The 12,158-nt window shown below is 70.5% G+C and carries 16 protein-coding genes; 3 read left to right on the plus strand and 13 right to left on the minus strand.

Annotated elements, in window-relative coordinates:
* Positions 1 to 73: 73 nt before the first annotated feature.
* Positions 74 to 472, plus strand: a complete 399-nt coding sequence (locus OHS71_RS17900) for a PLD nuclease N-terminal domain-containing protein (protein ID WP_328480376.1) — start codon at positions 74 to 76, stop codon at positions 470 to 472.
* Here the strand turns inward: OHS71_RS17900 and OHS71_RS17905 are convergent.
* Positions 459 to 578 carry a DUF397 domain-containing protein gene (locus tag OHS71_RS17905; protein ID WP_328480377.1) on the minus strand — a complete coding sequence of 40 codons (120 nt, stop codon included), beginning with the start codon at positions 576 to 578 and terminating at the stop codon, positions 459 to 461. The genes OHS71_RS17900 and OHS71_RS17905 overlap by 14 nt on opposite strands.
* Positions 541 to 1,455, minus strand: a complete 915-nt coding sequence (locus tag OHS71_RS17910; RefSeq protein WP_328480378.1) for a helix-turn-helix domain-containing protein — start codon at positions 1,453 to 1,455, stop codon at positions 541 to 543. The genes OHS71_RS17905 and OHS71_RS17910 overlap by 38 nt, the downstream gene beginning before the upstream one ends.
* 124 nt (positions 1,456 to 1,579) lie before the next feature.
* On the opposite strand from OHS71_RS17910, the gene OHS71_RS17915 reads away from it, so the two are divergent.
* Complete coding sequence (locus OHS71_RS17915; protein WP_328480379.1) at positions 1,580 to 2,188, plus strand: DUF7848 domain-containing protein; 609 nt, start codon at positions 1,580 to 1,582, stop codon at positions 2,186 to 2,188.
* On the opposite strand, the gene OHS71_RS17920 is transcribed toward OHS71_RS17915, so the two are convergent.
* Together OHS71_RS17920 and OHS71_RS17925 are read right to left on the minus strand one after the other, a co-directional pair.
* Positions 2,175 to 3,161: an isopenicillin N synthase family dioxygenase gene (locus tag OHS71_RS17920; RefSeq protein ID WP_328480380.1), complete on the minus strand. Its 987-nt coding sequence runs from the start codon at positions 3,159 to 3,161 to the stop codon at positions 2,175 to 2,177. The two genes, OHS71_RS17915 and OHS71_RS17920, sit on opposite strands and share 14 nt — an antisense overlap.
* Entirely contained in the window at positions 3,154 to 3,612 is a 459-nt protein-coding gene (locus tag OHS71_RS17925) for a nucleoside deaminase (protein WP_328480381.1), read from the minus strand. Before OHS71_RS17925 ends, OHS71_RS17920 begins: the two co-directional genes overlap by 8 nt.
* Before the next feature lie 144 nt (positions 3,613 to 3,756).
* Here OHS71_RS17925 and OHS71_RS17930 point away from each other — a divergent pair, with 144 nt between their 5' ends.
* Positions 3,757 to 4,542, plus strand: a complete 786-nt coding sequence (locus tag OHS71_RS17930) for a CDP-alcohol phosphatidyltransferase family protein (protein WP_328480382.1) — start codon at positions 3,757 to 3,759, stop codon at positions 4,540 to 4,542.
* A 61-nt stretch (positions 4,543 to 4,603) separates the two neighbouring features.
* Here OHS71_RS17930 and OHS71_RS17935 read toward each other — a convergent pair whose 3' ends face one another.
* From OHS71_RS17935 to OHS71_RS17975, 9 genes are all read right to left on the minus strand, one after another.
* Positions 4,604 to 4,888 (minus strand): hypothetical protein, encoded by a 285-nt coding sequence (locus OHS71_RS17935; RefSeq protein WP_328480383.1) that lies wholly within the window; start codon positions 4,886 to 4,888, stop codon positions 4,604 to 4,606.
* 7 nt (positions 4,889 to 4,895) lie between these two features.
* Positions 4,896 to 5,309, minus strand: coding sequence for a PIN domain-containing protein (locus OHS71_RS17940; protein ID WP_328480384.1), 414 nt, complete (start codon positions 5,307 to 5,309; stop codon positions 4,896 to 4,898).
* The gene (locus OHS71_RS17945; protein ID WP_328480385.1) at positions 5,306 to 5,566 is read right to left on the minus strand and encodes a CopG family transcriptional regulator; all 261 of its coding nucleotides are present in this window, start codon (positions 5,564 to 5,566) and stop codon (positions 5,306 to 5,308) included. Before OHS71_RS17945 ends, OHS71_RS17940 begins: the two co-directional genes overlap by 4 nt.
* Before the next feature lie 164 nt (positions 5,567 to 5,730).
* Complete coding sequence (ccsB, locus tag OHS71_RS17950; RefSeq protein ID WP_328480386.1) at positions 5,731 to 6,807, minus strand: c-type cytochrome biogenesis protein CcsB; 1,077 nt, start codon at positions 6,805 to 6,807, stop codon at positions 5,731 to 5,733.
* A complete protein-coding gene (resB, locus tag OHS71_RS17955; protein WP_328480387.1) occupies positions 6,804 to 8,555 on the minus strand; it encodes a cytochrome c biogenesis protein ResB in 1,752 nt (583 codons plus the stop codon). The genes ccsB and resB overlap by 4 nt, the downstream gene beginning before the upstream one ends.
* Before the next feature lie 3 nt (positions 8,556 to 8,558).
* A complete protein-coding gene (locus OHS71_RS17960; RefSeq protein WP_328480388.1) occupies positions 8,559 to 9,329 on the minus strand; it encodes a cytochrome c biogenesis CcdA family protein in 771 nt (256 codons plus the stop codon).
* A 1-nt stretch (position 9,330) separates the two neighbouring features.
* Positions 9,331 to 9,963 (minus strand): TlpA family protein disulfide reductase, encoded by a 633-nt coding sequence (locus OHS71_RS17965; RefSeq protein WP_328480389.1) that lies wholly within the window; start codon positions 9,961 to 9,963, stop codon positions 9,331 to 9,333.
* 66 nt (positions 9,964 to 10,029) lie between these two features.
* On the minus strand, positions 10,030 to 11,343 hold the full coding sequence (locus OHS71_RS17970; protein WP_328480390.1) for a hypothetical protein: 1,314 nt from the start codon (positions 11,341 to 11,343) through the stop codon (positions 10,030 to 10,032).
* 146 nt (positions 11,344 to 11,489) lie between these two features.
* On the minus strand, positions 11,490 to 12,137 hold the full coding sequence (locus OHS71_RS17975; RefSeq protein ID WP_328484552.1) for a histidine phosphatase family protein: 648 nt from the start codon (positions 12,135 to 12,137) through the stop codon (positions 11,490 to 11,492).
* Positions 12,138 to 12,158: the final 21 nt, after the last annotated feature.

A 12,158-nucleotide genomic window follows, 5' to 3' on the forward strand; every position in this document is an offset into this window, starting at 1 on the left:
CCACCCGCTACCCTGACCCCGTCACCGGGGCTGCCCCACGCTCCGTCGCCGTCTTCTGGGAGAACCCGCCACCATGCTCAGGTATCTGCCGTTCCTGCTGGTCCTGGCACTGTGGATCTACGCCTTCATCGACTGTCTGAACACCCCCGAGGAGGAGGTGCGGGGCCTGCCGAAGGTGGTCTGGGTCATCATCATCCTGCTCTTCGGCGAGGTGCTCGTCGGGCCGGTCGCCTGGCTGGTGGCGGGCAAGGCCCGCCGCACGCCCGCGGGCGGCGCCACCGCGGCTCAGTCGCCCCGCGCCCGGCGCGCCGAGTGGGTGGCGCCGGACGACAACCCCGAGTTCCTCAAGTCCCTGAAGGACGAGACGGCGAAGAACGACGAGAAGCTCCTCAAGGACTGGGAGGCCGACCTGCGCCGCCGCGAGGACGAACTGAAGCGCCGCGAGTCGGGCGAGGACCCTAAGGAAGGCTGACGGCGCCCACGAACGCGGCCCAGGCGCTCCGCGCGACGACGATCACCGGGCCGTCCGGGGCCTTGCTGTCACGGACGGGGACGACGGCGGGGAAACCGGGGGCCACCTCGATGCAGTTGCCGCCGTTGTCGCCGCTGTAGCTGCTCTTGATCCAGGTCGTCGCGGTGAGCTCGTGCCTGTTCATAGTGCTCGTACCCTTCCAACGCGTCGCTGATCAGAGCGGCGGACTCGGCGGCTGACGGCGCGTCGGCCCTGAGCACATGATAGGTCCGGTTATGGCGGGCGAAGGCGGCCGGATCATCGTTGAAATGGCCCTGATCCAGGGATTCCGAGTACACCCACTCGTGGCCGTCAGGCAGCTTGATGAGCGACATGGATGTGTTGGGGCGGATGAGCCCCGGCCCGCTCGAAGGGGCCACCTGGACACGGACGTTGGGGAGCTGCCCTACCTTGAGGAGGTGCGCGCACTGGCCCCGCATGACCTCCGCCCCGCCGATGACGGTACGCAGGCAACTCTCGTCCAGAACAGCGATGTAGAGCGGACCGCCGTCGGCCAGGAAGCGCTGCTGCCTACTGAGTCGGGCACGGACGCGCTCCTCTGCCTCGGCGGGACTCAGCACACGGGAGAACAGTGCCCGCGCGTAGTCCTCGGTCTGGAGCAGACCCGGCATCACGCGCTCTTGGTACTCCCAGAGGGACACCGCCTCCGCGTCCATCTCCGCCCGGCGCCTGAACCAGTCCGGGTGCTCCACCTGGGGATACCAGTCCACCCGGCCCCACAGCCGGGCCAACGCCCCACCCGTTCCCAGTACTTCGTCGCACATCTTGGCGAACGGCTCCTGGGGTACCCGGGTCCCAGCCTCCACCCGGGCTACCAACGACCGGTCGCAGGGGATCGCCTTCGCCAGCGCGTCCTGCGTCAGCAGGGCCCCCTCACGGAAGTGGCGCAACAGCTCACCGAACAGAGCCGCGTTGGTGGTCACCGTCGTCCCCCTCCGTGACAGGCGCCCACTGGCACGCGTCGGGCATTGATACGCACCGTGCCCTCGCGCGACGCTCGACACACCCAGAGTCACGAAGTCGGTACGGAGAGGGCACGGACGGGGCATGACCGAAAACACCGAGGACATCGCGAGTCAGTTCGAAACAGGAACGGTCGTCTACGACCCCGTGTCGGACAGCGTCGGCGAGTACCGGGGCAACGCGGGCCCGTACGCGCTGCTGCGCCCGCTCGGGGGCGGCCGGGAGTGGGAGGCCCGCCCGGAGTCCCTCCGCCCGGCCACCCCCGGCGAACGTCTCAGCGCGGGCGTCCGCGCCGCGAACTCCCGCTCGTTCCAGGGCCCGCAGGAACCATCGGCCCCCGGCTCCGGCCCCGCCCCCGTCCGCGACTGCGCGGCCTGCGCCGATCTGGCCGCCCTCCGCGAGGACGCCCGGACCCGTCATGACGGCAGCGCCGAGACCGACGCGGACGTCCTGCTCCGACGCCATCAACTCCGTTACCACGCAGCCCTGCTGGGACTGCGGGACTACGCCCTCGTACCGGACGCCTCCGCCGCGGCGGAGTACGAGGGTGCCTGCACCGAGTGCGCCGCCGGGTCCGGCGCCCGGCGGCGCCCCGCCGACGTGGAGGAGTGGCAGCGCGGGCACACCCGGGAGACCGGACACACCCGCTACCGCCGCACCGTCGCGGATTACGCGGTGCTCAGTTCACGGTGATGGAGTCCAGTTTCTCCCGCAGGTACACATGCGAGTCGACCGGTTCGTACGCCACCCGGCCGACCGGGGCGGGCAGGGACTCCACGAGCGTTCCCGGTGTGCACTCGCCGAAGTAGACGAGGGACATCAGCTCCTCGGCGGGTTCGTCGGCCGGGGGCGGCAGGACCCGGTGGCGGCCGGAACGCCAGCGGTCGCCGGTCCAACGGGCCAGCAGGTCACCGATGTTGACGGTGAAGGCCGCCGGGTCGAAGGGCGCGTCCTCCCAGCCGCCGTCGTCCGTCCAGACCTGGAGTCCGCCCTTTCCGGCCTGCCGGTCGAGAATCGTGACCGTGCCGAAGTCGGTGTGCGGGCCGATGCGGAACTGGCCGGGCTGCGGCTCGCCGAGGACCTCCGTCCCCGGGTACCAGTTGATGTTGAAGCCGTAGGTCGGGTGGTCCATGTGACGGGAGAAGAAGTCCGCCTCGACGCCCAGGGCGACCCCGAGCAGGGAGAGCAGCTCCTTCTCCAGCCCGGCCATCAGCTCCAGGTACTCCTCGCACAGCGCCCGGAGCCGCGGGGCCTGCGCCGGCCAGACGTTCGGCGCATACCACTCCGCGTCGACGACCGGGTCGTCGAAGGGCTCATGGGTGGCGAAGGTCAGGGACTCCTTCAGGTCGGGGGGTGTCTCGGTCCCCTCCGAGTAGCCGTTGGCCTCCGCTCCGGGCCCGAGCCACCCGCGCCCGCCGACCTTCGCCGCGTACGGCTGCTTGGCCTCGGCGGGGAGGGTGAAGAACGCCCGGGCGGCCTCCCTGATGCGCCGGCGCAGGACGGGGTCGACGCCGTGACCGGTGACCAGCAGGAACCCGGCGCTCTGAAGGGCCTCGTCGACGGTACCGGCGATCGCGGCCCGAGCCTCGGGGTCGCCGTCCAGCCAGGGCCGGAGGTCGATGGTGGGGATGCGGGGGCTGCGCCGTGCGGCGGCCGGGTCATTCACCGATGTCCTCGTTCCACAGGGCCGGGTTCTCGTCGATGAACTCGCGCATCATCGCGACGCACTCGGCGTCGTCGAGGAGCATGATCTGCACGCCGTACTCCGCCAGCCAGTGGTGGCCGCCGTGGAAGGTGGCCGCCTCTCCGACGACCACCCGGGAGATGCCGAACTGGCGCACCAGCCCGGAGCAGTACCAGCACGGCGAGAGGGTCGTGACCATCGTCGTGCCGCGGTACGACCGCTGCCGGCCCGCCGCGCGGAACGCGGCCGTCTCCGCGTGCATGGAGGGGTCGTCGTCCTGGACTCGCCGGTTGTGGCCGCGGCCCAGGAGCGTGCCGTCCGCGCCGTAGAGGGCCGCGCCGATCGGGATGCCGCCCTCGGCGAGGCCGGTCCGCGCCTCGGCGACGGCGGTGGCCAGCCAGGCCCGTGCCGTCGCCCGGTCAAGAAGATCCATGCCCTCATGCTGCGACGGCGGGCCGCTCGGGGCAATGCGGACCACTCGACAGAGGGGCCCGCCCGCGCAACAGCCCCGCCGCCGCGCCCACTTGAGCGATCTGTAACCTGGCCCGATCATCAGGGGCTCGTGGGAGGAACGTTCATGGTTGCTGCTCCGGTACTGGAGGAGCTGCGGGAGGTCTGCCAGCCGCAGGCCAAGCTGGCGAGCCGCAACGGCGAACACTGGGCGGGCCGGCTGTACATGCGGCGGGTCTCCCTGCGGTTCACCCGCCAACTCGTGCGCACCCGGGTCACGCCGGACCAGCTGACCTGGACGATGGTGGTGTGCGGGGTGCTGTCCGGGGCCGCGCTGCTGATCCCGGGCCTGACCGGGGCCGTGCTCGCCGCCCTCCTGATGCAGTTGTTCCTGCTCTTCGACTGCGTGGACGGCGAGGTCGCCCGCTGGAAGGGCCAGAACAGCGCGACCGGCATCTACGTCGACCGGCTGGGCGCCTACCTGGCCGACGCGGCGCTGATGATCGGCTTCGGCTTCCGCGCCGCGGAGTCCGGGCTCGGCGGCTGGGCGGGATTCAACGGCTGGGTGTCCCTCGGGCTCGCGACCGCGCTCGGCGTCGTGCTGCTGAAGGCGTCGACCGACCTGGTGGACGTGGCCCGGGCCCGGCGCGGGCTTGCCGTCGCCGACGACGAGGCCACCGCGCCGCGCTCGCAAGGCGTCGCCTCGGTGCGCCGGCTGGCCGCCGCGTTCAAGATCCACCGGGTGACCAACGGCATCGAGGCCTCCCTGGTCCTCGTCGTCGTGGCGTTCGCCGACGCGGCCACCGACTCGGTCGACCCGACCCGCTGGGCACTGGCCGCCATCGCCCTCATCACCTGGCTGATGGTCCCGGCCCACCTGCTGTCGATTCTGTCGTCGTCCCGCCTGCGCTGACGACGTCCAGGCAGGCGTGCAGACGGCCCGCTCTCGCGAGCATGGCGCGGGTGCGGGCCGCTCAGGGTCTCCGCGCGCGCCGCCAGCGCGGACCGCAGCTCCGCCTCGCTGCCACCCTCCCGGCGCAACTCGGCGAGCACCGGCCGACCGGGACGTCCCCCTCGTGCACGGTCCGCATGATCCGCGCCGCCGTCACCGGCCCGTACTGCCGTACCGGCTCCCGGTACGCCACCAGCGCGTACCCGGACTCCGGACGCCCCGCCGCCAGCGCGTACCCGGACTCCGTACGCCCCGCCGCGGGCAGCACACCCGCCTCGAACGGGCCATGGCTCGCACGGACGTCCACGGCGGGATCAGATTTTGATGACGGTGGCGCGCCCACCGCACAGCGCCGTGAGGCCCTCCGGATCTGAGGTCAGGATTGTCACGGGGCCGGGGGCGGTGAGGGCGGTGGCCCCGAGCATGGCGTCGATGGCGTACTTGTGGCCGTGCAGGCCGGCGTCGGCAAGGAGTGCGGCGGCGTGGCGGGCGATGGGCTCGGTGACCGGTTCGATGACCAGGCGGGAAAGGGTCCAGTCCAGGGCAGGGCGGTTGATCCGAGGGTGGACCACCTCGACGAGGGTGGCTGCGGAGGTGATGACGCGCAGGTCGTCGGCGCGGGCGAGGGCGAGCCAGCCGGTGACCGTGCGGTCGCGCAGGACGGCCTTGGCCAGCCCCTCGCTGTCCAGGACCAGCGTGCCGCCAGGCGCGGCGGGGGATCGGGTCACGCGGCGCTCGCGCCGCCCGTCTGTTGGCGGCGGCCATGGTGGAGCTGGTCGCGCAGCGCCTGGATCTCCTCGTCCGTCACGGGCCCGTGCTCGGCCTCGGCGACCTGGATGATCTCGTTGAGGTTGTCCCGCTCGATCTGGCGGGCCACGGCGGCAGCCACGTAAGCAGACAGGCCGGAAGGGCCGCTGCGGGCCTTGGCGGCCTCGGCGATGTCCCGAGGCATGGTGATCGAGTACTTGCCGGTAGGCTCACTCATGCTACCCATCCTACCGCCGATCCTCCCTCGCGGACGCCTTGGCGGCCGCCCTCCTCCCGAAGCGGATGCGGCCGCCGCCCGCGACGGTGTGCTCGCCCTGTCCGCACCCCGAAGGCCGGTCCCTGTGACGTGGGTCACGGGAACCGGCCTTCGGGGTGCGGGAGCTACACGCCAGCGTACGAGTGCTTGCCGGTGACGAAGATGTTGACGCCGTAGTAGTTGAACAGCCAGCAGCCGAAGGCGATCAGGGCCAGGTAGGCGGCCTTGCGGCCCTTCCAGCCGGCCGTGGCGCGGGCGTGCAGGTAGCAGGCGTACGCGACCCAGGTGATGAACGACCAGGTCTCCTTGGGGTCCCAGCCCCAGTAGCGGCCCCAGGCGTCGCCCGCCCAGATCGCGCCCGCGATGATCGTGAACGTCCACAGCGGGAAGACGGCCGCGTTGACGCGGTAGGCGAACTTGTCGAGGGAGGCCGAGGCGGGCAGCCGGTCGAGCACCGAGTTCGCGAAGCGACCCGGCTTGCCGCCGGTCGCGAGCTTGTTCTCGTAGGCGTCCTTGAAGAGGTACAGGATCGTGGCGACCGCGCCGACGTAGAACACCGCGCCGCAGAAGATCGCGGTGGAGACGTGGATGTACAGCCAGTACGAGTGCAGGGCGGGGACGAGCTGGTCGCTCGCCGTGTAGAGGACCGTCACCGCGAGCCCCAGGTCCAGCAGGACCGTGGTGATCAGGAACAGGCCGAGCCAGCGCACGTTCTTCCTCAGCGCCAGCAGCGCGAGGTACACGCCGACGGCCACCGTGGAGAAGGTGATGTTGAACTCGTACATGTTGCCCCACGGCGCCCGCTCCACCGAGGCCGCGCGGGCGATCACACCCGCCAGTTCCACCAGGAACGCGAGCAGGGTGAGGGAGATGGCGATCCGGCCGTACATGTCGCCCTGCTCGTCACCGCCGTGCGCGCCGGGCCCGTCGGGTACGTCCCGCGCGCCGGCCGCGGAGCGCACGACGACCTGCGGCCGCTCCATGACGGCCGTGCCGCCGTTCTTCTTGACGGTGACGGCCGGGCCCTTGGCCGCGCCCGCCGCGGTGAGCGCGGCGGCGGTACGGCCGACCTTGCTGCGGCTGCCGAGGAGCCACTCCGCGATGTACGCGAAGAAAGCCAGGGTGTAGACGGCCATCGAAGAGTAGATCAGCGTGTTGCTGATGCTCGCGAGGCTTTCGTTGGTGGCGGCGGCGAGAGTCATTTCTCAGCCCCTTCGGCAGGTACGGCTCGGGGTTCGGAGGATTCGGAGGGATTCGGGGAAGCGGAGGTGTCGGGGGAGGCGGTGCCGCGCTCCGGTGCCGCGGGCGCCCCGTCGTACAGGATCCCGGCGAGGTCGCCGAGTTCCTCGGGCACCTTGGCGGACTCGCTGCGGCCGAGTCCGGCCATCTCGACGACCGTCACCCCGTCGTCGCCCCGCACCGCACGCACCCACACCCGGCGGCGCTGGATGAACAGGGAGCCGGCGAGGCCGAAGATCGCGGCGAGGGCGCCGCCGAGTGCCCAGCCGCTGGCGGGCTGCTGGGTGATCTGGAAGTTGGCCCACTCCCTGGTGCCCTCGTAGGTCACCGAGCCGGCGCCGTTCGGCAGGGTCATGGTCTCGCCGGGCTTCAGGTTGTCCCGCAGCTGGGCGCCCTTGGAGTCCTTGAACGCCTTCATGTGCGCCTTGTCGAGCTGGTACACGCTCTGCGGGATGCCCGAGTCGACGCCGAGGTCCCCGTGGTACGGCGTCAGGTTCAGCACCGGGTTGCGCAGCGCCGGGAACGTCGAGGCGGTCTCGTTGCCCTGGGTGTACGTCGGCAGGAAGAAGGCCGAGACGCCCAGTTGCTCCTCGGCGCCCTTGGCGTCCCGGTAGCCGTCCAGGACCTTGATCACACCGCTGGAGGTGATGTTGGAGTCGAGCGGCAGCAGCGGCACCGCGTCGCGGTAGACGACCTTGCCCTTGCCGTCGCGGACGGTGATGAGGGGCGCGTAGCCGTGGGCGGTGAGGTAGATCTTCGAGTCGTCGATCTCCAGCGGGTGGTTGACCTTGACGAGAGCCTTCTCGTCCTTGCCGTAGGCGCCCACGCTGTAGGTGATGGCGGCCTGGAAGGTGCGGGCGGTGCCCGTGTTCGGACCCGAGGTCTCGTACGTGCCGGTGAACTTGTCCAGGGTGAAGCTGAACGGGTTCAGGTCGTCGGTGCTGAAGAGGTTGCCGGACTTGAAGTCGTTGTACTGGGTGAGGGTGTTGGAGAAGCCGTCGCCCTCGACGACCAGCTTGTTCCCCTCGGACTTGTACAGCTGACCGCAGGCGAAGGCGACGAGCATCACGATCAGCGCGATGTGGAAGGCGAGGTTGCCGACCTCACGGAGGTAGCCCTTCTCGGCGGTGACGGCGTCCCCGGCGACGTGGGCCCGGAAGCGGCGCCTCTTCAGCAGGGCGAGCGCGGCCTCGTGGACCTGGTCCGGCTCGGCGTCGGTGCGCCACGTGGTGTACGCGGGCAGCCGGGTCAGCCGCCTCGGCGCGCCCGGCGGACGGCTGCGCAACTGGCCGACGAACTGCCAGGTGCGGGGCACGATGCAGCCGATGAGGGAGACGAACAGCAGGATGTAGACCGCGGAGAACCACACCGAGCTGTAGACGTGGAAGAGGCCGAGCCTGTCGTAGATCGGCGCGAGCGTCCCGTGGGCCTGACGGAAGTCGGCGACCTTCGTCTCGTCGGTGCCGGACTGCGGGATCAGCGAGCCGGGGATCGCGCCGAGGGCCAGCATCAGGAGCAGCAGCAGCGCGACCCGCATCGAGGTGAGCTGCCGCCAGAACCAGCGGGCCCAGCCGACGATCCCGAGGGTGGGTCCGGTGGCCAGCGTGTCCACGGGCGCGGTGGACAACTGGGAGCCGGCGGCGCCGAGGTCCCGCTCCTCGGAGGCGGCCGGGGTCTCGCCGGCGGTGGCGCCGACGGTGCTCTTGCTCATGGATCAGATCCCCACAGTGAAGCCGGCGGACCAGGACTGGATGTCCTGCACGATGCGGTCCCACGCGCCGGTCAGCAGCAGCAGACCGGTCACGATCATCATCGTGCCGCCGATCCGCATCACCCAGGCGTAGTGACGCTTGACCCAGCCGAAGGCGCCGAGCGCCTTGCGGAAGGCGACCGCGGCGAGCACGAAGGGCACGCCCAGGCCGAGGCAGTAGGCGACGGTCAGTATGGCACCGCGGCCGGCGCTTCCCTGCTGGGAGGAGAGGGCGATCACGGAGGCGAGGGTCGGGCCGATGCAGGGGGTCCAGCCGATGCCGAACAGCGCGCCGAGCAGCGGGGCTCCGGCCAGTCCGGCGACGGGCCGCTTGTGGAAGCGGAACTCGCGCTGGGTCATCCAGGGCATGAGACCCATGAAGAAGACGCCCATGACGATCATGAGCACGCCCAGCACCTTGGACAGGACGTCCTGGTTCGCCTGGAGGTTCTCCCCGAAGTAGCCGAACAGGGCTCCGCTGGAGACGAACACCACGGTGAAACCGAGGACGAAGAGCGAGGCGCCGGCCACCATCCGCCCGCGGCGGGCCTCGGCCAGGTCGGTACCGGCGACGCCGGTGACGTACGACAGATAGCCGGGGACGAGCGGCAGGACGCAGGGCGAGAAGAAGGAGACGAGGCCGCCGAGCAGCGCGATCGGCAGCGCGGTCAGCAACGCGCCGTTGAGCACGGTGTCGTTGTAACCCGTCGTGGCGAGTGTGCTGACCGCGCTCACGTCACTTCTCCGCGAGGACGGGCGCGATCATGCTGCGCAGCCTCTCCTCGCCGAGTGCGGCCAGCGAACGGGCGGCGATCTTGCCTTCCCGGTCTATGACCAGCGTGGAGGGGATGGCCTGGAGGCTGAGCGTGCCCTTCTTGAAGCGCAGCAGCAGCTTGCCCTTGGGGTCGGACAGGCTGGGGTAGGTGATGCCCTGCTGCTTCTCGAAGGCGAGGGCGTTGTCGTTGCTGGTGTCGAGGGTGTTGATCCCGACGAACTGCACGCCCTGGCCCTTGAGGTCCGTGTAGACCTTCTCGAAGTTGGGCGCCTCGGCACGGCAGGGAGCACACCAGGAGCCCCACACGTTGAGGACGACGACCTTGCCTTTGTACTGCGTGAGGTCGAGCTGTCCACCGGCGACGGTCTTGCCGGACAGGTCGGGCGCGGCGGCGCGCTCGCCCTTCTTCGCGATGGAGATGCCGTCCTTGCCCATCACGAAGTTGGTGTCACTGCCACCTCCGGCGGTGCCCCCGGAGGTGCACGCGGTGAGCAGCAGTGCGGCGGCGGCTGCACCGGCGGCCGTGGTCAGGGCAGCGCGGCGCGAGCGGATCCGGCTGGTCGAGCTCGGGGAAATGTGGCTGGCGGCACTCATGTGAAAAGTTTCGCATGCCCGTTCCAGGGATCTTTCCCGCCCCCCTTGCGGGGAGAAAACCCCTTTTCAGGACGGCGCCGAGGCCGACGCGGACGAGGACGCGGAGGTGGATGCCGAGGGGGTGCGTGCGCCGAGGAAGGTCTTCCAGCCGCCGGCCGGCTGCTGCCCCACCTCGAGGGTGCGCAGCTTCTCGAGGACCTCGGGCTTCTGGACGTCGATCCAGTCCACGAACTGGCGGAAGGAGACCAGCCGTACGTCCGCGCCCTTCTCCTTCTCCCGCGCGATGTGCTTGAAGGCCTCCTCGACGGCGTCCATGTAGATGCCGCCGTTCCACTGCTCGAAGTGGTTGCCGATGAAGAGGGGTGCGCGGTTCGTCTCGAATGCCCGCTTGAATCCCTGTATGTACGCCTGTGAGGACTGCTGCCGCCAGCCGGGGTAGTTGTGGGCGGGCGCCTTGGTCGAGTTGATCGACTGGTTGGCGAGCATGTTGTAGTCCATCGAGAGGACCTCGAAGGAGTGGCCGGGGAAGGGGATCTGCTGCAACGGCAGGTCCCAGATCCCGTCCTTCTTCTTCGGCCACACCTGACGCCCGCCCGGCGAGGAGGCGTCGTAGCGCCAGCCGAGGGCGCGGGCGGTGGGGAGGAGGTTGTCCTGGCCGAGCAGACAGGGCGTCCTGCCGCCGACGAGTTCCTTGTCGTAGTCGAAGGGCAGCGCGGGCAGTTCGCTCCAGCCGGTGTTGGTCCGCCACTCCTTCACGAACTTCTTCGCCTGGTCTATCTCGCTGCGCCACTGCGCCGGCGTCCACTTGCCGACCGAGCCGTGGCCCTCGCCGCAGAAGTGGCCGTTGAAGTGGGTGCCTATCTCGTGCCCCTCTAGCCAGGCGCGGCGGACGCCCGCGAGCGTCAGCTTGACGTGGTCGTCGGTGAGGTAGCCGATGTCGGAGGCGCCGCGCGGGTTGTTGGGCGGGTCGTAGAGCCGCTTCTTCGACTCCGGCAGCAGATACAGCCCGGAGAGGAAGAAGGTCATGCTCGCGCCGTGCGCCTTGGCGAGGTCGAGGAAGCGGTCGAAGAGTCCGTTGCCCACCTCGCCGGCCCCGTCCCACGAGAAGACGACGAACTGCGGCGGCTCCTGGCTGGGCTGGAGCGGCGCCGGCGGGGCAGGCTGGTGGGGCTGCTTGCCGGTGAAGGAGGTGGACCCGTCCCCGATGGGCCGGGCGCTGGCCTTCGGGCTCGGGCTGCCGGACGGCTTCCCCGAGCCGCCGGCACCGCCGTGGGCGCGGGGGCCGTCGGAGTCGGTGAGGCTGCCGCAGCCCACGAGTCCGGCAGCGGCGGCGGCCCCGGCACCGAGTCCGAGTGCTCCCCTGCGGGTGATGGCGCGCATGTGGCAACCCCGTTCGTCACGTTCTCTGGTGGTCACATAATCAGAGGACGTGACGAACAACGAGGTTCCGCCGGGACTTCCGGATTCCGTAACAGAGCGGCCGGTTCCAGCCATCCGTTACGGCATGTGTTCCGGCCAGGGCGCGGTTACGCCCCGAAGGCCTTGCCCTTCCCCGCCACCGGCCTGGCTCCGGCACGGAGATGGGCGGGCACCAGGTCGATGGCCGGCTCGCTGTAGCCGACGGACACGATCCGGTCGCCCTGGTACGTGAAGGTCGTCAGCGAGGCGAGCGTGCACTGCCGCTTGCGCGGGTCGTGCCACAGCCGCCGCCGTTCGACGTAGGACCGCACGATCCAGATCGGCAGCTGATGGCTGACGAGCACCGCCTCGTGCCCGCGGGCCGCGTCCTTCGCCGCGTTCAGCGCCCCCGTCATCCGGACGACCTGGTCGACGTACGGCTCGCCCCAGGACGGCTTGAACGGGTTGACGAGGTGCTTCCAGTTCTCGGGCCGGCGCAGCGCCCCGTCGCCGACGCCGAACGTCTTGCCCTGGAAGACGTTCTCGGCCTCCAGCAGCCGCGCGTCGGTGGCCAGGTCGAGCCCGTGCGCCTTGGCGATCGGCGTCGCCGTCTCCTGCGCCCGCTCCAGCGGCGAGGCGACGACGTGCGTGATGTCACGCGGGGCGAGGTGCTCGGCCACCCGCTCGGCCATCTGCCGGCCCAGCTCGGAAAGGTGGTAGCCGTCGAGCCGGCCGTAGAGGACGCCGTCGGGGTTGTCGACCTCGCCGTGCCGCATCAGGTGGACGACGGTGATGTC

Source organism: Streptomyces sp. NBC_00377 (genome assembly GCF_036075115.1).
GTDB lineage: Bacteria > Actinomycetota > Actinomycetes > Streptomycetales > Streptomycetaceae > Streptomyces.